Source organism: Acinetobacter sp. IK40 (assembly GCF_035615075.1).
Classification (GTDB): domain Bacteria; phylum Pseudomonadota; class Gammaproteobacteria; order Pseudomonadales; family Moraxellaceae; genus Acinetobacter; species Acinetobacter courvalinii.
Genome location: NZ_JANBOE010000009.1, coordinates 107,005 through 125,061, shown reverse-complemented (window position 1 = coordinate 125,061; position 18,057 = coordinate 107,005). Strand labels below are relative to the sequence as shown.

Sequence of the window (18,057 nt, the reverse complement as noted above, 5' to 3'; positions counted from 1 at the left end):
ATCCATCTACCTGTATTTATTCATGTACCGAAGGATCGGGTTCGATCAAGGATTTGCCTGAGCGAAGCGCCTGTAATGCATCGGCATTGAAATCAATCAGGAGTGAATTATTCTTGATGTCGATTTTATAGCCCTGAATCAGTGCCTGATCTCCATTTAAGGTTTCGACTTTATAGCTGTCGGCAATATTGAGAATACTGTCTAAATTGGTGGTGGTAGCGGCAAAATCCTCTCTAAAAACCTGGTAGATGTCTCTTAAATCAAAAATCGCATTATCAGCATCTGGATGTTTTCGAACATAACTTTCTATATGACGCATCAGTAGTTGTGAAAAAAAGAAATAATCCGAGTCGTGTGTGTATTCTAGATGCATGTTTTTCTCCTTCTTTGCTTCTATTAGAATAACGATCTATTGCTAGAGCTGTGTATAAAGATAATTAAAGTATTTAGCTGAATTGCAACATATTATGTCGAAAGGGCAACCCGGTTTCGATATTGTTATCTGGCTGGATCAATCGCCTGATCTGCCAGTTAAAATTATGATTCATTAAAATACTGCTTTCTGGCCAGATAAAAATAATCCGTCGCAGGATATATACAGCTTGCGGTTAAATTTTCAACACAGATTTGCAGCAATGCAATCATAGGGTTCATGTTGCCATATTTTTGTGCATTGAGCAGAAATGCTGAATGTCTTTGATGCGTTAATAAAGAAAAAAATGATCAATATAGGGTGTTTGATTAGATAATTCGATTTCTAGGGGTGAATTAAGCATGATCCCGTCTATATCCGTAACTTTATGGACAAAATCATCCGAAAGACTAAAGCGCTTCAACTAGCATGAGAAATTAGAAATCAGGTACAATTGGCGGGATTAATTTTGTGTTTGGTGTATTTGAAGGCCAATACATACATTCTTTGTTAAAAATAGGCCTGCCAGGAGTTATCCCCGCATGAGTGCCATTACTCCATACGATTGGGCAATTATTGCCTTCGTGATCGGCGTTACATTTCTTTGCGTTTTTATGCTCACTGTTCCCTTACTCCTAGGGGGTAAAGCATGGGGACGTGCGAAGCAAGAGCAGTTTGAGTCAGGTGTAGTTGGTGCGGGCGGTGCTCGTATCCGCTTGTCTGCCAAGTTCTATTTAGTTGCAATTTTCTTTGTGGTCTTCGATCTGGAAGCCCTCTATCTTTACGCTTGGTCAACTTCAGTTCGTGAAGTGGGTTGGGTGGGTTTTGCAACGGCTGCCGTGTTTATTCTGGTTTTATTAATTGGTTTGATTTACGAACTTTCAACCGGTGCACTGAACTGGGCACCTTCTGATCGCCGTAAAGCTGCCGGTGTCAAAACCCATATCGGTTCGCCAAATATGAACATTGCTGACATTACCCGATTCAATAACATTGAAGAGTTGGTTGTCGATCCTACTGGTCATATTCCAGCACAGTCTTCTGGTCGTGTTAAATCTAAAACACCGACTACCTCAACATCTGAACAGGAGTAAGTCGGGATGAAATATACTTTAACCCGTGCGAATCCGGATGCCGATCAATATCCATTACAAGATCGTCAAATCGTCACTGATCCACTTGAGGAAGAAGTGAATAAAAGTGTGATGATGACGCGTCTAGAAGATGTGTTGCATACCGCAGTGAACTGGGGGCGTAAAAACTCTTTGTGGCCATTTAACTTTGGTACTTCATGCTGCTACGTTGAATATGCAACTACATTAACAGGCGTTCATGACTTGTCACGCTTTGGTGCCGAAGTAATTCGTGCTTCACCGCGTCAGGCAGACTTGATGATTGTTGCAGGGACCTGCTTTGTCAAAATGGCACCTGTCATTCAACGTTTGTATGAACAGATGCTTGAGCCTAAATGGGTCATTTCAATGGGTGCTTGTGCTAACTCAGGTGGTATGTACGACATCTATTCCGTGGTTCAGGGTGTAGACAAAATTATTCCTGTTGATGTGTACATCCCAGGTTGTCCGCCTCGTCCAGAAGCATTGATCCAAGCATTGATGTTACTTCAAGACCAAATTCAACTAGAGCGCCGTCCACTTTCAGCGGTTATTGGTGATGATCTTCAGCCTGTGTATAAGCCAAAGATGATGCCAGAACGTGACCGTAAAAATGCTGAACGTATTGCGGTGAAAAACTTACGCTCTATGGATGAAATTAAATAATTTTAACGATGAGTTTTTGACATGTCCCGTGATGGGTATGGTCATCGGAAAAATTTCCAGAATTTGTATTAAATAGGAAGCCAAGCCAATGGCTGAAACTGACATTGCTATGCCAGAATCAACGCCAGTTGATTCACGCCCAGCATTTGCAATCGTAGAAGAGCTCAAAACCAAATTTGGTGAGAACTTTTACGTGCAGGCGACTTTTGAAGAGTTTCCAACAGTCTGGGTTGAGCGCGCACGCGTGCAAGAAGTCCTCATGTTCCTCCGTAAAGTGGAACGTCCTTATGTCATGCTGTTTGACTTGTCTGCGGTAGATGAGCGTTTACGTGTTCACCGTGACGGTTTGCCAGCATCTGACTTTACTGTGTTCTATCATTTGTTATCGCTTGAGCGTAACAGTGATATCCGTATCAAAGTTGCGTTGAATGAAAATGATTTAAGCATTCCAACCGCAACCAATATCTGGCCAAACGCCAACTGGTATGAGCGTGAAGCTTACGATATGTTTGGTATCGATTTCGCCGGGCATCCAATGCTTCGTCGTATCTTGTTGCCAACCTATTGGGAAGGTCATCCGTTACGTAAAGAATATTCTGCCCGTGCGACAGAATATACGCCGTATATGCAAGACCAGGCAAAGCAGGATTTCGAGCAAGAACACTTACGCTTTGTCCCTGAAGACTGGGGTCTAAAACGCGGTAATGATGACGAAGACTTCATGTTCCTGAACTTGGGTCCTAACCATCCATCTGCGCACGGTGCGTTCCGTGTGGTGTTACAGCTGGACGGTGAAGAAGTCAAAGACTGTGTGCCGGATATCGGTTATCACCACCGTGGTGTGGAAAAGATGGCTGAACGTCAAACTTGGCATTCATTCATTCCGTATACCGATCGTGTTGACTACCTTGGTGGTTGTGCGCAAAACATGCCATACGTCATGGCTGTTGAGCAAATGGCAGGAATTAAAGTTCCTGAGCGTGCACAAGTCATTCGTGTGTTGTTGAACGAATTATTCCGTATCAATAACCACTTGTTGTTCTGTGGTACCGCGATTCAGGATGCTGGTGGTATGACACCAGTATTCTATATGTTCGCAGACCGTCAAAAAGTCTATGACATCGTTGAGGCGATTACCGGTTACCGTATGCACCCAGCATGGTTCCGTATCGGTGGTACAGCACACGACCTTCCAAACAACTGGCAAAAACTGGTGAAAGATTTACTGGATTGGATGCCGAAGCGTTTGAACGAGTACTACACGGCTGCACTTAAAAACTCGGTATTTATTGGTCGTACGCGTAACGTTGCGCAATACGATGCTAAATCTGCGTTGGCTTGGGGTGTGACCGGTACAGGTTTACGTGCGACAGGTATTGATTTTGACGTTCGTAAATATCGTCCATACAGTGGTTATGAAAATTTCGACTTTGATATTCCAGTGGAATATGAAGGCGATGCATACGCACGTGTCTTGGTTCACTTCCGTGAAATCACTGAATCATTGAAAATTATTCAACAGTGCTTGGATAACATGCCATCTGGTCCATATAAAGCGGATCACCCATTGGCTGTTCCACCACCAAAAGACAAGACATTACAAGATATTGAAACCTTGATTACGCACTTCCTAAGCGTATCTTGGGGTCCTGTAATGCCAGCAGGCGAGTCTTCATTCATGACTGAAGTAGTGAAGGGTGCGAGTACCTATTACCTCACTTCTGATAAGTCAACCATGAGCTACCGTACCCGTATTCGTACGCCAACGTTCACGCATTTACAGCAAATGCCATCGGTGATTAACGGCAGTCTGGTGTCTGACTTGATCATTTATTTGGCGACCATTGACGTGGTTATGGCTGACGTGGATCGCTAGGGGTAAACGATTATGATGATTTTGACTGATAAAAAACCACGTGTGAATGTTGAAGGGATTTTGACTGCGGACGAAATCCATGAGATTGAACATCACATTGGTCACTATCCATACCCACGTGCAGCCTCTCTGGATGCGTTGAAGTGTGTACAGCGACGTAATGGCTGGGTAGATGACGCACAAATGAATGCGATTGCACAATTGCTCAGCATGAGTGTGGCGGATCTGGAAGGCGTAGCAACGTTCTATAACCGTATCTACCGTCAACCTGTGGGTCGTCACGTGATTTTATTGTGTGACTCGATTGCATGCTTCTTGATGGGTGCGGAAACTTTGGCAGAAGCGTTCCAGCGCGAGTTGGGTATCCAGTATGGACAAACCACAGCAGATGGTCGTTTTACCTTGCTCCCGATTTGCTGTCTAGGCAACTGCGACAAAGGGCCAACCTTAATGATTGATGAAGATACTCACGGTTTAGTGGATGTGTCATCAGTTAAACAGTTATTGGAGAAGTATGTATGAATACTGAACCAAAACCAATTTATGGCGACGGTAATCCAGAAACTCATCCGCTGACCTGGCGTTTGAGCAAACAGGATGCAGTACGTAATGCTGACGAGTACGAAACACTAGAAGGCTATGCCGGCTTTAAAAAAGCACTCGGCATGCCACCAAAAGATGTACTTGAAGTGATTAAAGCTGCGACAGTAAAAGGTCGTGGTGGTGCAGGTTTCCCGGCAGGGATCAAATGGTCATTGATGGCGCCAAATGATGGTGGTCCTCGCTATTTGATCTGTAATGCCGATGAAATGGAGCCGGGTACCTTTAAAGACCGTTTGTTGATGGAAAAACTTCCACATCAATTGATCGAAGGGATGCTGATTGCAGGTTATACCCTAGAGGCAACTCAAGGTTATATCTTCATCCGTGGCGAATATATCGAAGCAGCTCAATACTTAAATGAAGCATTAGAGCAAATCCGTGCTAAAGGTTACCTAGGTGAAAACATCCTCGGAACGGGCTGGAACTTTGAGTTACACGTTCATACCGGTGCAGGCCGTTATATTTGCGGTGAAGAAACTGCATTGATTAACTCGCTTGAAGGCCGTCGTGCCAATCCGCGTACCAAGCCACCATTCCCGCAAGTTGCAGGTGCATGGGGCCGTCCAACGATTGTCAACAACGTTGAAACCTACAATAACTTGCCAGCCATCATGTTGCGTGGTCCTGAGTGGTATATCAACCTTTCAGCAGGTAAGTCGAAAGATCCAGGCACCAAGATTTATGGTGCATCAGGTAAAGTCAAATTCCCGGGTCTCTGGGAACTGCCATTCGGTACCACTGCGCGTGAAGTGATTGAAGAACATGCGGGCGGTATGCGTGACGGTTTGACCTTGAAAGCCTGGTTACCGGGTGGTGCATCGACGGACTTCCTGGCCGCTGAACACATTGACCTACCAATGGATTCTGAAAGCATCATGAAAGCAGGTTCACGTTTAGGTACCTGTCTGTTGATGGTGGTGGATGAAACTCAATGTATGGTTTCTGCGACACGTAATTTAGAAGAATTCTTTGCGCGTGAATCATGTGGTTTCTGTACACCATGCCGTGATGGTTTACCTTGGGCAGTGAAAGCGCTTAAAGCACTGGAAACAGGCGAAGGCAAGAAAGAAGATATCGACCATTTACAAGAACTGACGCGTAAATTGTGGATCGGTAAAACTTTCTGTGCTCACGCACCAGGTGCGATGGAGCCGCTTATGGGCGCACTTAAATATTTCCGTAGCGAGTTTGAAGCAAAGGTTAAAACCCATGCTCCAGCTCTAGACGTAGAACAAGCTTAAGGAATTCGACTATGGCTACAATTCATGTCGATGGAAAATCGTATGAAGTTAACGGCTCAGAAAACTTGCTACAAGCATGTCTCAGCCTTGGCATCGACATCCCGTATTTTTGTTGGCACCCATCCTTAGGTTCTGTTGGTTCATGTCGTCAATGTGCGGTGACTCAGTATGCAAATCCTGAGGACACACGTGGACGCTTGGTGATGTCATGTATGACACCTGCTGCCGACAATACCTATATCTCGATTGAAGACAAAGAAGCAACGGATTTCCGTGCATCGATCGTTGAATTCTTGATGACCAATCACCCGCACGACTGTCCAGTCTGTGAAGAGGGTGGTCACTGTCATTTACAAGATATGACGGTGATGACCCAGCACGACCGTCGTCGCTACCGCTTTACCAAACGTACCCACTATAACCAAGAGTTAGGTTCGTTTATTGCGCATGAGATGAACCGTTGTATCGCGTGCTACCGTTGTGTGCGTTACTACAAAGACTATGCTGGCGGTACTGACTTTGGTGTTTATGCCAATGCTTCACGTGTCTATTTTGGTCGTCCAGAATCAGGCACTTTAGAATCTGAATTCTCGGGTAACCTGACTGAAGTGTGTCCAACCGGTGTATTCACCGATAAAACCCACTCAGCACGCTACAACCGTAAATGGGATATGCAGTATGCGCCAAGCGTATGTCATGGCTGTTCTTCAGGTTGTAACATCTCTCCGGGTGAGCGTTATGGCGAAATCCGTCGTGTTGAAAACCGTTTCAATGGTTCAGTCAACCAGTACTTCCTTTGTGACAAAGGCCGTTTTGGTACAGGCTATGTGAACCGTGCAGACCGTCCACGTCAACCACAATTCCGCAATGCTGAAACAGTTGCAACTGTGAGTGTGGATCAGGCACTGGATCAGGTGATTGCCCAACTGCAAGGCAAGAAAGTGTTAGGTATTGGTTCACCGCGCGCAAGCCTGGAATCAAACTACGCACTGCGTGAATTGGTTGGACAAGATAACTATTCAACCGGCATGTCGCAAAAAGACCAGAATCTGGTTGAGTTAGCAGCATCAATCATGCAAACACAGGGCATCTATAACCCGAACATGCGTGAAATTGAAAGCTATGATGCCGTGTTGATTCTGGGTGAAGACTTAACCCAAACTGCGCCACGTATGGCTTTATCGGTTCGTCAAGCTGCGAAAAACAAAGCCAAAGAAATGGCTGCTGCAACACGTACCCCAGACTGGTTAGCTGAACCTGTTCAACGTATCGGTCAAGATGCAAAATCACCGATCTATATCCTTGCTGCAACACAAACCCGTTTAGCGGATGTGGCAACAGGTGAAGTGGTTGCATCACCAAATGATATCGCACGTTTAGGTTTCGCGGTTGCTGCGGCGGTTAAAGGTGAAACGCTTTCTGGTTTGGCGGATGATGCCAAAGCATTTGCGCAAACCATAGCAGATACATTGAAGGCTGCGAAAAAGCCATTGATTATCTCGGGTACCAGCTTACAAGATCCTGCCATCATGGAAGCTGCGGCTCAAGTTGCGCAAAACCTTGGTGAACATGCAGGCTTGTCATTGACTGTTCCAGAAGTGAACTCGATGGGCTTGGCACTGTTTGGTGGCTTAAGCTTAGAACAAGCATTTGCACAAGATTATGATGCAGTGGTTGTGATTGAAAATGACTTGACTCGTCGTTTACCTGTAGCGCAAGTGAAAGCTGCATTTGACAAGGCTGAAACTGTGATCGTCCTCGATCATAGCGAAACTGAAACCTTGAAACTTGCAGATATCGTACTTTCAGCAGCAAGCTTTGCTGAGGGTGATGGTACTGTCGTGAGCCAAGAAGGCCGTGCACAACGTTTCTATCAAGTGTATGACCCAAGCTACTACAAGCCTGAATATGCGATCAAAGAATCTTGGCGCTGGTTACATGCCATTGAGACGGGTCTTAAAGGCAAAGCGGTAGACTGGACACTCCTTGATGATGTGATTGATGACATCGTGAAGAATGTTCCTGTGCTTGAAGCGATTCAAGATGTTGCACCGGATGCGGGCTATCGTATTCACGGTTTGAAGATTGCACGTGAACCACGTCGTTATTCTGGCCGTACTGCAATGCGTGCGCCATTATCGGTTCACGAACCGAAACAACCGACTGATCCTGATTCGGCATTAACCTTCTCAATGGAAGGTTATGTGGGGAATCAGACTGCATCGTCACTGGTCCCATTCGCATGGTCTGCGGGCTGGAACTCACCACAAGCCTGGAATAAATACCAGGATGAAGTGGGCGGTCACTTAAAAGGTGGTGATTCGGGTGTGCGTTTATTCGATCGTTTAGCAAAACGTCCTGCACGTAGCTATGTTGCGCCGTCAGCAGTTGTTGTGAATCCGGAAAGCTTCCGTCTTGTGCCAATGCATCATATTTTTGGTTCTGGCGAATTCACCATTAAAACACCTGCAATGGAATCTCGTATTCCTGAAGCAATGTTTGCGGTGGGCGAGCAAGATGCGACCCGTTTAAATGTTCAGGATGGTCAACGTATTACCGTGCAAGCGGGCGAGACCAGCATCAGCTTACCTGTACAAGTGATCGAATATTTACCAACAGGTTATATCGGTTATCCAATTGGTCTGGCACCAACAGTTTCATTGGCAGAGCCAGTGTCTGTGGCGGTAGGAGTGTAATTCATGAATCAAGAAATTATACGTCAAACGCCACTTTGGGCTGAGAACTGGCCAATCGCTTATTCAGTGATTCAAGCCATTGTGATCTTGCTGGTGGTGGTTTTGGTTGCTGCGTTAATGTCATTTATTGAGCGTCGTCTCTTGGCATTATGGCAAGACCGTTATGGTCCAAACCGTGTTGGTCCGGGTGGTATGTTCCAGATCGTTGCCGACATGCTCAAGATCATGTTCAAAGAAGACTGGACACCAAAGTTTGCGGATAAGCTGACTTTCCGTTTAGCACCAGCAGTTGCGATGGCAACTGCGGTACTTTCGTTTATGGTCATTCCAGTAAGTCCTACACTGGGCGTTGCGGATATGAGTATCGGCCTATTGTTCTTTATGGCAATGGCGGGTATCGCAGTTTATGCAGTGCTATTTGGTGGTTGGGCATCTAACAACAAATACTCATTACTCGGTGGTCTGCGTTCTGCTGCTCAAACCATTTCTTACGAAGTGTTCTTGGGTATCTCGTTAATGGGTGTGGTTGCGATTGCAGGCTCATTCAACATGCGTGAGATTGTTGAAGCACAACGTGATATGTGGTTCATCATTCCGCAATTCTTAGGCTTCCTGATCTTTGTGGTTGCCGGTGTTGCGGTTACGCATCGTCATCCATTTGACCAACCGGAAGCTGAGCAAGAATTGGCCGAAGGTTACCACGTAGAATATGGTGGGATGAAGTGGGGGATGTTCTTCGTTGCGGAATATGTCAACGTGGTCTTGATCTCTGCCTTGATCGTAACTTTATTCTTCGGCGGATGGCTTGCACCATTTAACCTGGAAATTCCATTTGTTCCACCATTATTCTGGTTCATTATCAAAACAGCATTCTTTGTAATGATGTTTGTCTTGGCACGTGGTTCGTTAATGCGTCCGCGTTATGACCAAGTGATGAACTTTGGTTGGAAAGTTTGTTTGCCATTGGCGTTGGTCAACTTGTTAGTGACTGGTGCTGTGATTCTGATGAATCAGGCCTAGGACAGCAGGGAGTACAAAATGTATAAAATTCTAGCTGGCTTTGGATCGATTGTACGTTCGTTATGGATGGTGTTCAGCCATGTAACACGTAAACGTGACACGATCTTGTATCCAGAAGTACCAGGTGAACAAATTGCACCTCCACGCTATCGTGGTCGTATCGTGTTAACACGTGATCCGGATGGTGAAGAGCGTTGTGTGGCATGTAACCTTTGTGCGGTTGCTTGCCCGGTTGGCTGTATTTCATTGCAGAAAGCGGAAAAAGAAGATGGACGTTGGTATCCGGAATTTTTCCGTATCAACTTCTCGCGCTGCATTTTCTGCGGTATGTGTGAAGAAGCTTGTCCGACCACTGCGATTCAAATGACACCAGATTTCGAACTCGGTGAATATGTACGTCAGGACTTGGTCTATGAGAAAGAAAACTTACTCATCTCTGGACCGGGTAAATATCCTGACTACAACTTCTACCGTGTTACCGGTATGGCTGTGAGCGGTAAAGACAAAGGTCAGGCACAAAAAGAAAGTGCACCAGTTGATGTACGGAGCTTATTACCATGATGTGGCCATTTTATTTGATGGCACTCGTGGCCATTGTTTCGACAGTACGTGTTGTGACCAACACCAATCCTGTGCATGCATTATTAAGTTTGATCGTTTCTCTTCTTGCTGTTGCAGGCATTTTCATGATCGTAGGCGCGCCGTTTGCTGGTGCGCTTGAGATCATCGTGTATGCAGGTGCCATCATGGTCTTGTTCGTCTTCGTTGTCATGATGCTGAATCTTGGCCAGGATACGATTGAACAGGAAAGCAAATGGTTGACCTCAGATGCCTGGGCCTATCCTGCACTGATGAGCTTCTTGTTAGGCTTGATTCTGGTATGGATGTTAGGCGGTGAATACACCACAATTTCTGCGCCAATGGGTACAGAAGTTGTTGGCCCGAAAGCAGTCGGTCAAGCCCTATTTACTCACTATCTATTATTGGTAGAAGTTGCCGCGATGTTATTGCTTGCAGCACTGGTTGCAGCATTCCACTTAGGCAAACGTGAACCAGGTGCAGAAGAGGATAAAGAATAATGGGACACATCCCTTTAGAACATGGTTTGATCGTTGCAACCATCCTTTTTGCACTGGGTTTTTACGGTGTGATGGTGCGACGCAACCTATTATTTATGCTAATGAGCCTTGAAATCATGATGAATGCTGCTGCGTTGGCATTCGTTTTGGCAGGTAGTGTTTGGGCACAGCCAGATGGACAGGTCATGTTCATCCTGATTCTGACCCTTGCTGCAGCAGAGGCATGTATCGGTCTTGCGATCGTCCTTCAGTTTTATCATCGCTTCCATCATCTGGATGTGGATGCTGCTAGTGAGATGCGCGGATGAGTACATTATATTTAACCGTTTTATTCCCGCTCATTGGTTTTATCCTTTTAGCGGCAGGGCGTGACAAACTTTCTGAAAATGTCGCTGCCATTATTGGTGTCGGTTCAGTTGGTTTATCTGCGTTATTTGCTTTAATTGCTGGTCTTGCATTTACCAGCAGCGGTCAAACCGTTTTTGTTCAGCACTTATGGACCTGGTTCAGTGTTGGCGGTTTTGAGCCAGGCATCAGCTTACATTTAGACGGCTTGTCATTATTGATGACCGGCATGATCACAGGTGTTGGTTTCCTGATTCACATCTTCGCATCATGGTATATGCGTGGTGAAGAAGGTTATGCGCGTTTCTTCTCTTATTTCAACCTGTTCGTTGCCAGCATGTTGTTGTTGGTACTCGGTGATAACCTGGCGTTATTATTCCTGGGTTGGGAAGGCGTAGGTCTGTGTTCATACCTGTTGATTGGTTTCTACTACTCAAATCCTGCAAATGGCTGGGCAGCAATCAAGGCATTCACCGTAACACGTGTGGGTGACGTTTTCTTACTGATTGCATTGTTCTTGCTTTATCAACAGTTTGGTACTTTGAATACACAGTACATTGTTGAAAATGCAGCGACCGTGATGACGCAAAGCTCATCATTGTCGATCTGGACCGCATTGATGTTGTTCTTGGGTGCAGCAGGTAAATCTGCGCAAATCCCATTACAAACCTGGTTAGCCGATGCGATGGCGGGTCCTACACCAGTATCTGCATTGATCCACGCTGCGACCATGGTAACAGCGGGTGTGTACTTATGCTGCCGTATGTTCTCTGTGATGGAAATGGCACCAGAAGTAATGCAGTTCATCTCGATTACGGGTGCAGTGACTTTGCTTGTGGCTGGTTTTGCCGCATTGGTTCAAACCGATATTAAACGTATTCTGGCTTACTCAACCATGAGTCAGCTCGGTTATATGTTCATGGCGGTGGGTGCTGAAGCGTACCAGGCAGGTTTATTCCACATGCTGGCTCACGCCTTCTTTAAAGCATTATTGTTCCTTTCTTCAGGTGCAGTGATTCTTGCATGTCATCACGAACAGAACATTTTCAAAATGGGTGGTTTGCGTCACAAGATCCCATTCGTATTCTGGTGTTTTGTCATTGGTGGTGGCGCATTGGCAGCACTTCCAATCGTAACCGTGGGCTTCTTCTCTAAAGATGCGATCTTGGGTGCGGTATATGCTCAATCGACCATTGCTAACCTTCCACTTTACAATACCTTGTACTGGGTAGGTGTTGCAGGCGCATTCTTAACGTCGATCTATACCTTCCGCTTAATCTGGGTGGTCTTCTTCGGCGAAGAGAAAACCCATGCACATGCCATTCATGGTGTCACTTACTGGGGCCCGCTTGCGATTCTTGCTGCATTGTCAACAGGGATTGGTTACTTCCTTCAAGCACCAGTTGCCAAGTTATTGACGACTGCAAATATTCCAAGTTTTGTGATTCCTGAAAGCTTAGAAGCTGCTGTTTCTCATGCTGAACACTTAGCAAGTGGTGTTGCACTTGTGGGTCTGGCTGTAGGTATCTTCTTGTTTGCCTTTGCGTATGGTGCAGTTAAATCATTTGCTCAAAGTTCTTTGGGTTCAGGTTTAGCCCATATCTGCCGTACTGCATTCGGTTTCGATGCCTTGTATGACATCGTCTTTGTAAAACCTTATTTATTGATTGCGAAAATTTTAGGTCGTGATCCGGTTGACGGTTTATGGTTAGTGCTCCCTGCCATTGTGAAGGGCGGTAATAGCTTTACAAGTTCGCGTCAAACAGGTTCATTACGTGAATACGCATCAAGCATGTCACTCGGTGTAGTGGTGTTATTGATGATCTTGATCGTGATTCAGGTTGTGGGGAAATAAAATGGAAAACAATTTAATTTTACCCGCACTGATTTTAGTTCCTTTCATTGCTGGTTTTATTTGCTGGTTGGTTGATAAATTCGACCAGCACTTACCGCGCTGGATTGCCTTAATTGGTATGCTCATTACTTTTGGTTTGGGCATTGCACTTTGGCAAAGTGGTACATATAGCTACGAGTTGGGCGGTAAAGTCCCGACTTGGGCAGCTGAATTCCATCTTCCATGGATTCAGACTTTAGGTATTAGCATTCACTTGGCAGTGGATGGTTTATCTCTTCTTATGGTGCTGTTGACTGCATTACTGGGTGTACTTGCAGTTGGCTGTTCATGGGGTGAGATTCAGAAGAATGTTGGTTTCTTCCATTTAAACTTACTTTGGAGTTTAGGTGGGGTCATCGGTGTATTCTTGGCGATTGACTTGTTCCTGTTCTTCTTCTTCTGGGAGATGATGCTGGTACCAATCTACTTCCTGATCGCGTTATGGGGTCATAAAGGTTCGAATGGTCGTTCACGTGTTTACGCTGCAACCAAATTCTTCCTCTATACCCAAATCGCTGGTTTGATCATGTTGATTGGTATCTTGGGCCTCGTGGTCTATGGCTACATGATGACAGGCATGATCGGTTTCGATTACAACTACCTCTTGGCGGTTGCGAACCACTTACCACCTGAAGTTGCTTATGCATTCATGCTGTGTTTCTTCATCGGTTTTGCGGTGAAATTACCAGTATTCCCATTACACGGCTGGTTGCCTGATGCGCATGCGCAAGCACCAACAGCGGGTTCTGTGGATTTAGCGGGTATCTTGATTAAGACAGCTGCCTACGGTTTACTTCGTTTCGTTATTCCATTCTTCCCGGCAGCGTCAGCACAATTTGCTGATATCGCCATTATTCTGGGCTTGATTGGTATTTTCTACGGCGCATTCCTTGCTTACCAGCAAACCGATATGAAGCGCTTACTTGCGTATACGTCTATTTCGCACATGGGTTTCATCTTACTTGCAATCTATGCAGGTAATATCCTGACATTCCAGGGCCTCATGATCATGATGTTGGCACATGGCTTGTCATCTGCTGCATTGTTCATTATGTCGGGTCAGGTGTATGAGCGTTTACACACACGTGATTTACGTTTAATGGGCGGTCTGCGTGGTCAGCTGCAATACTTACCATTCTTCCTGATGTTCTTTGTAGCAGCATTGGTTGGTGTACCAGGTCTAGGTAACTTTATTGGTGAATTCCTGATCTTGATGGGTTCATTCAAAGCTTATCCAGCTTTCACCATCATTGCAGCAGTGAGCCTGGTATTTGCTGGTCTTTACGGTCTGATCCTGATTCACAAAGCATTGTTTGGTGAGCCAAACCCAGAGCAAAAGCAACACTACAAAACTCCTCTGAAAGATTTATCAGTGCGTGAAGTTAGCATTTTGATGATCTGTGTGATCGGTCTGGTTTGGTTAGGTATTTACCCGCAAACATTCCTGGATATGTCACATTCAAGCATGCAGTGGTTAGTAAATAGTTATATGCCAGTACAAGAAGTTGTTGAAACTGTTCAACAGGCTGCAACTCAACTTGAACATGTGGAGATGCAATAAACCATGAACTTCACAATTTCTTTTTCTGAGCTGATGCCTTTAGCTCCCGTGATGATTGTGGCACTGACCGCAATCGTCGTGATGTTGTTGACTGCGATTAAACGTAATCACAACCTCATTGCGACCACTTCGGTTGTCGGTTTAAACCTTGCTGCAATCTTTATTGCATACACCATGTTTACTGGGCACTTTGCCCCAGTCAACGTGATGGGCATGTTTATGGTTGATCCATTTACCATGCTCTATCAATTCCTGATTCTGATTGCTGCCTTGGCGTGCTGTACTTTGTCTCATGCGTATATCGAGACCTATAAGGAAAACCGCGAAGAACTTTACATCTTGCTGCTATCTTCAGTGGCAGGTGCAATGTTATTGGTGGCAAGTTCGCACTATGCAGCATTCTTCATCAGCCTGGAGTTGATGTCGATTCCTGTGTACGGCATGTTGGCATATACCTATCAACGTAGCCAGTCTTTGGAAGCGGGGATTAAATACCTGGTACTTTCGGCGACTGCGTCTGCAATGTTGTTGATGGGTATGGCGTATATCTATGCTTATACCGGTTCATTGTCATTCTATGACTCTGTTCAGGCATTGTTTACTGCTATCAAACAACCAATGGTGTTATTAGGCTTAGGCTTAATTATCTTTGCTGTGGCATTCAAACTTTCACTTGCGCCATTCCATAAATGGACGCCAGATGTGTATGCCGGTGCACCAGCGCCAATGGCTACCTTTTTGGCTACGGCTGCGAAAGTGGCAACGATCGGTTTATTTGTGCGTTACTTACTCACTTCGGGCGCGATCCTGATTGAGTCGATTGTGACAGTGATTACCATCATTGCAGTCTTGTCGATTGTGGTGGGTAACTTACTTGCAGTACGTCAAGTCAACTTGAAGCGTATCCTCGGTTATTCATCAATTGCACACTTTGGTTATTTGTTGATTGCTTTGATCAGCATGACTTATGCAAGCCTCGGTAGCGTAACGGTTTACGTGATTACCTATGTACTCACTACCATCGGTGCGTTCGGTGCAGTTGCATTGATGTCGAGCCCGTATAACAATGTTGATGAAGCACAAAGTCTTGCCGACTACCGTGGTTTGTTCTGGCGCCGTCCGATCTTGACTGCAACATTAACGGTAATGATGCTGTCTTTAGCGGGTATTCCATTAACTGCAGGCTTTATTGGTAAGTTCCTTGTAGTGATGGCTGCGGTCACCACTCAGCACTGGTTCCTGGCTGCCATGATCGTGGTAGGTAGTGGTATCGGTTTGTATTACTACTTACGTGTGATGGTGGTGATGTACATGACACCACCAGATGTACCACGTATTGATGCCGATGCACACTGGGGAACTAAAGTGGGTGGCTTGATGGTGCTTGCTGCTGCATTACTGGTGTTCGTGATGGGTGTCTACCCAGATCCGATGATTAATCTGGCTTTGAAGGCTGAGATCTTGTCTCCATTGCACTTTATGTTGTCTCAACAACAGTAATCGTCTGATTTGTACAAAAAAGCCTCCAAAATTGGGGGCTTTTTTATTGCCGAGTAAAAAAACGCTTTATAATAGACAAAGATTAACATTACCTAGGTACTCACTCGTGTCGATTCAAGAAATTCGTCATCCGCTAATTCGCCATAAACTTGGTTTACTACGTCGTTCTGACATCAGTACCAAGAACTTTCGTGAATTAGCGCAAGAAGTCACGATGTTACTGACTTATGAAGCAACAAAGGATCTTCCTGTTGTTGAGCATGAAATTGATGGGTGGGCAGGGAAAGTCTCAACTCAGCGTATCGCAGGGAAGAAAATCACCATTGTACCGATCTTGCGTGCGGGTATTGGGATGCTGGAAGGCGTATTGAGCCTGATCCCAAGTGCCAAAGTGAGTGTTTTGGGTTTAGAGCGTGATGAAGTAACTTTAGAAGTTCGTACTTACTATAAAAAGTTAGTACCAGATGTTGCCAATCGCCTGGCCATGATTATTGATCCAATGCTGGCGACGGGTAATTCACTCATCGCTGCGATTGATGTATTGAAAGCCAGTGGCTGTAAAGATATTCGTGTTATGGTGCTGGTGGCTGCACCAGAGGGCGTAGCTAAAGTTGAAGCGGCACATCCGGATGTTCGCATTTATACCGCATCGATTGACCAAGGTTTAAATGAAGAAGGTTATATCGTTCCTGGTCTGGGTGATGCAGGCGATAAAATCTTTGGTAGTGTTCAAAAAGACTAATTTTTGACACATTCATAAAAAGAGACTTGATCTCATCCTGAGGCTGTTTTGGGGATCGATTGATAGTCTCTTTTTTATTTTTATATACTGTCATCATCGCATTGAGAAAATAGGATAAATGTCATGAAGCAAGAATTCTATCAAGGCAAAATTAAACAATATAATCCAGACAAAGGCTTTGGTTTTATTGGCACTTCTGAAGGAGACGTATTTTTTCATATTTCTGAATATCCAGCGGATGCTGAGCCGAAAAGAAATGAAAAAGTAAAATTTATCGTGGTTGAAAATGACGGGAAGTACAAAGCGACCAAGATTGAACGTCTTGATCCGAATCCTGCTAAAACCAAGAAGACCAAAATTGCTGAGCACAATAATTCGATTACATCGGCATTATTGTCAAACTTCCGCCGTTAACTGTGCTTTATTTATTATTTCTTTGTTCAGTTATCCATTTAAATATGAAGAGAAAAGAGGCTTTAATGCCTCTTTTTTATTAGAATAGAGCCTATATAAAAATAGAGTATAGAGCATGATTCTTGAGGGGAAAATTAAAAAATATAATACTGAGCGTGGTTTCGGTTTTATACAGGTAGAAGGAAGAACATCAGATATTTTCTTTCATATTTCTGATTTTCCGAAGAAGACGGGTGAACCGAAACTTGGGGAAAGACTTAAATTTCTAGTGGTTGAAGAAAGTGGAAAATTTAAAGCAGTCAATATTGTCAGGCTGGACTTAAAAGAAGCACGTTCTATTTCTGAAGTCACGGCAAATGAAAAATTGTCCGTATCCGCATTATCTGGCCGTAGTCGATCTCAGCCGAACAAAGGGCTAACCTTTACCATTGTAGGCTTGATTATAATTGCAATCTTAAGTGCTTTGGTTTTTCAAAAATATCAGTCCTACCAGCAATCAAAACAACTTAAAGTCGCACGATTGGCAGAGGAACAAAGCAGAATTATAGAACAACAGCGCAAAGCAATTGGTGAGTTACCGCAAGTAAAGCTGTCGGAAAAAACCAAGAGGGCACTCGAACCTAGTCATGTCCAATCTGTTCAGAACGAATCATTCACTAAAGCAAATAACCAATTCCAGTGTGATGGACGAGAGCACTGTTCCCAAATGGGTTCTTATGAGGAAGCACTGTTCTTTTTAAGAAATTGTCCTGATACAAAAATGGATGGTGATGGGGACGGTATTCCTTGTGAACGTCAATTCGGACGTTAAATACGGAGCATAGGCAGTGATGGAGAGTACTGTTTAAATAACATATGTTGTTGAATAGAATAAAATTATGATAATAAACATAGAG

17 protein-coding genes are annotated in these 18,057 nt (G+C 44.7%); 16 read left to right on the top strand and 1 reads right to left on the bottom strand.

Features of this window, described 5'->3' with window-relative positions:
- Positions 1–16: 16 nt before the first annotated feature.
- Complete coding sequence (locus tag MSG93_RS15905; RefSeq protein ID WP_005228913.1) at positions 17–373, bottom strand: hypothetical protein; 357 nt, start codon at positions 371–373, stop codon at positions 17–19.
- A gap of 581 nt (positions 374–954) precedes the next feature.
- On the opposite strand from MSG93_RS15905, the gene MSG93_RS15900 reads away from it, so the two are divergent.
- The 16 genes from MSG93_RS15900 to MSG93_RS15825 all read left to right on the top strand — a co-directional run bounded on the left by MSG93_RS15900 (position 955) and on the right by MSG93_RS15825 (position 17,972).
- Complete coding sequence (locus MSG93_RS15900) at positions 955–1,506, top strand: NADH-quinone oxidoreductase subunit A (protein WP_005228915.1); 552 nt, start codon at positions 955–957, stop codon at positions 1,504–1,506.
- Between the two features lie 6 nt (positions 1,507–1,512).
- A complete protein-coding gene (locus MSG93_RS15895) occupies positions 1,513–2,190 on the top strand; it encodes a NuoB/complex I 20 kDa subunit family protein (protein WP_004638049.1) in 678 nt (225 codons plus the stop codon).
- 88 nt (positions 2,191–2,278) lie between these two features.
- Positions 2,279–4,066, top strand: coding sequence for an NADH-quinone oxidoreductase subunit C/D (nuoC, locus tag MSG93_RS15890; protein ID WP_005228923.1), 1,788 nt, complete (start codon positions 2,279–2,281; stop codon positions 4,064–4,066).
- A 12-nt stretch (positions 4,067–4,078) separates the two neighbouring features.
- On the top strand, positions 4,079–4,588 hold the full coding sequence (gene nuoE, locus MSG93_RS15885; RefSeq protein WP_004770767.1) for an NADH-quinone oxidoreductase subunit NuoE: 510 nt from the start codon (positions 4,079–4,081) through the stop codon (positions 4,586–4,588).
- Positions 4,585–5,910 carry an NADH-quinone oxidoreductase subunit NuoF gene (gene nuoF / locus MSG93_RS15880; protein ID WP_324622469.1) on the top strand — a complete coding sequence of 442 codons (1,326 nt, stop codon included), beginning with the start codon at positions 4,585–4,587 and terminating at the stop codon, positions 5,908–5,910. The genes nuoE and nuoF overlap by 4 nt, the downstream gene beginning before the upstream one ends.
- An 11-nt stretch (positions 5,911–5,921) precedes the next feature.
- A complete protein-coding gene (gene nuoG / locus MSG93_RS15875) occupies positions 5,922–8,606 on the top strand; it encodes an NADH-quinone oxidoreductase subunit NuoG (RefSeq protein ID WP_324622468.1) in 2,685 nt (894 codons plus the stop codon).
- 3 nt (positions 8,607–8,609) lie between these two features.
- Positions 8,610–9,626, top strand: coding sequence for an NADH-quinone oxidoreductase subunit NuoH (nuoH, locus tag MSG93_RS15870; protein WP_004770773.1), 1,017 nt, complete (start codon positions 8,610–8,612; stop codon positions 9,624–9,626).
- Positions 9,627–9,644: 18 nt separating this feature from the next.
- On the top strand, positions 9,645–10,187 hold the full coding sequence (nuoI, locus tag MSG93_RS15865) for an NADH-quinone oxidoreductase subunit NuoI (protein WP_005228926.1): 543 nt from the start codon (positions 9,645–9,647) through the stop codon (positions 10,185–10,187).
- Positions 10,187–10,705: an NADH-quinone oxidoreductase subunit J gene (gene nuoJ, locus MSG93_RS15860; RefSeq protein ID WP_171062196.1), complete on the top strand. Its 519-nt coding sequence runs from the start codon at positions 10,187–10,189 to the stop codon at positions 10,703–10,705. Before nuoI ends, nuoJ begins: the two co-directional genes overlap by 1 nt.
- Positions 10,705–11,013: an NADH-quinone oxidoreductase subunit NuoK gene (nuoK, locus tag MSG93_RS15855; RefSeq protein WP_004770776.1), complete on the top strand. Its 309-nt coding sequence runs from the start codon at positions 10,705–10,707 to the stop codon at positions 11,011–11,013. Before nuoJ ends, nuoK begins: the two co-directional genes overlap by 1 nt.
- Positions 11,010–12,905 (top strand): NADH-quinone oxidoreductase subunit L, encoded by a 1,896-nt coding sequence (gene nuoL, locus MSG93_RS15850; RefSeq protein ID WP_032868073.1) that lies wholly within the window; start codon positions 11,010–11,012, stop codon positions 12,903–12,905. The genes nuoK and nuoL overlap by 4 nt, the downstream gene beginning before the upstream one ends.
- Position 12,906: 1 nt before the next feature.
- Positions 12,907–14,505 carry an NADH-quinone oxidoreductase subunit M gene (gene nuoM / locus MSG93_RS15845; protein ID WP_005228928.1) on the top strand — a complete coding sequence of 533 codons (1,599 nt, stop codon included), beginning with the start codon at positions 12,907–12,909 and terminating at the stop codon, positions 14,503–14,505.
- 3 nt (positions 14,506–14,508) lie between these two features.
- Positions 14,509–16,005, top strand: a complete 1,497-nt coding sequence (nuoN, locus tag MSG93_RS15840; RefSeq protein WP_005228929.1) for an NADH-quinone oxidoreductase subunit NuoN — start codon at positions 14,509–14,511, stop codon at positions 16,003–16,005.
- Positions 16,006–16,111: 106 nt separating this feature from the next.
- Entirely contained in the window at positions 16,112–16,747 is a 636-nt protein-coding gene (gene upp / locus MSG93_RS15835; protein ID WP_324622467.1) for a uracil phosphoribosyltransferase, read from the top strand.
- 123 nt (positions 16,748–16,870) lie between these two features.
- A complete protein-coding gene (locus MSG93_RS15830; protein WP_005283667.1) occupies positions 16,871–17,161 on the top strand; it encodes a cold shock domain-containing protein in 291 nt (96 codons plus the stop codon).
- 115 nt (positions 17,162–17,276) lie between these two features.
- Positions 17,277–17,972, top strand: a complete 696-nt coding sequence (locus MSG93_RS15825) for a cold shock domain-containing protein (protein ID WP_324622466.1) — start codon at positions 17,277–17,279, stop codon at positions 17,970–17,972.
- Positions 17,973–18,057 lie beyond the last annotated feature (85 nt).

Coding starts and splice junctions, on each gene's coding strand:
- MSG93_RS15905 (WP_005228913.1), bottom strand. CDS start 373: ATGCATCTAGAATACACACACGACTCGGATTATTTCTTTTTTTCACAA.
- MSG93_RS15900 (WP_005228915.1), top strand. CDS start 955: ATGAGTGCCATTACTCCATACGATTGGGCAATTATTGCCTTCGTGATC.
- MSG93_RS15895 (WP_004638049.1), top strand. CDS start 1,513: ATGAAATATACTTTAACCCGTGCGAATCCGGATGCCGATCAATATCCA.
- nuoC (WP_005228923.1), top strand. CDS start 2,279: ATGGCTGAAACTGACATTGCTATGCCAGAATCAACGCCAGTTGATTCA.
- nuoE (WP_004770767.1), top strand. CDS start 4,079: ATGATGATTTTGACTGATAAAAAACCACGTGTGAATGTTGAAGGGATT.
- nuoF (WP_324622469.1), top strand. CDS start 4,585: ATGAATACTGAACCAAAACCAATTTATGGCGACGGTAATCCAGAAACT.
- nuoG (WP_324622468.1), top strand. CDS start 5,922: ATGGCTACAATTCATGTCGATGGAAAATCGTATGAAGTTAACGGCTCA.
- nuoH (WP_004770773.1), top strand. CDS start 8,610: ATGAATCAAGAAATTATACGTCAAACGCCACTTTGGGCTGAGAACTGG.
- nuoI (WP_005228926.1), top strand. CDS start 9,645: ATGTATAAAATTCTAGCTGGCTTTGGATCGATTGTACGTTCGTTATGG.
- nuoJ (WP_171062196.1), top strand. CDS start 10,187: ATGTGGCCATTTTATTTGATGGCACTCGTGGCCATTGTTTCGACAGTA.
- nuoK (WP_004770776.1), top strand. CDS start 10,705: ATGGGACACATCCCTTTAGAACATGGTTTGATCGTTGCAACCATCCTT.
- nuoL (WP_032868073.1), top strand. CDS start 11,010: ATGAGTACATTATATTTAACCGTTTTATTCCCGCTCATTGGTTTTATC.
- nuoM (WP_005228928.1), top strand. CDS start 12,907: ATGGAAAACAATTTAATTTTACCCGCACTGATTTTAGTTCCTTTCATT.
- nuoN (WP_005228929.1), top strand. CDS start 14,509: ATGAACTTCACAATTTCTTTTTCTGAGCTGATGCCTTTAGCTCCCGTG.
- MSG93_RS15830 (WP_005283667.1), top strand. CDS start 16,871: ATGAAGCAAGAATTCTATCAAGGCAAAATTAAACAATATAATCCAGAC.
- MSG93_RS15825 (WP_324622466.1), top strand. CDS start 17,277: ATGATTCTTGAGGGGAAAATTAAAAAATATAATACTGAGCGTGGTTTC.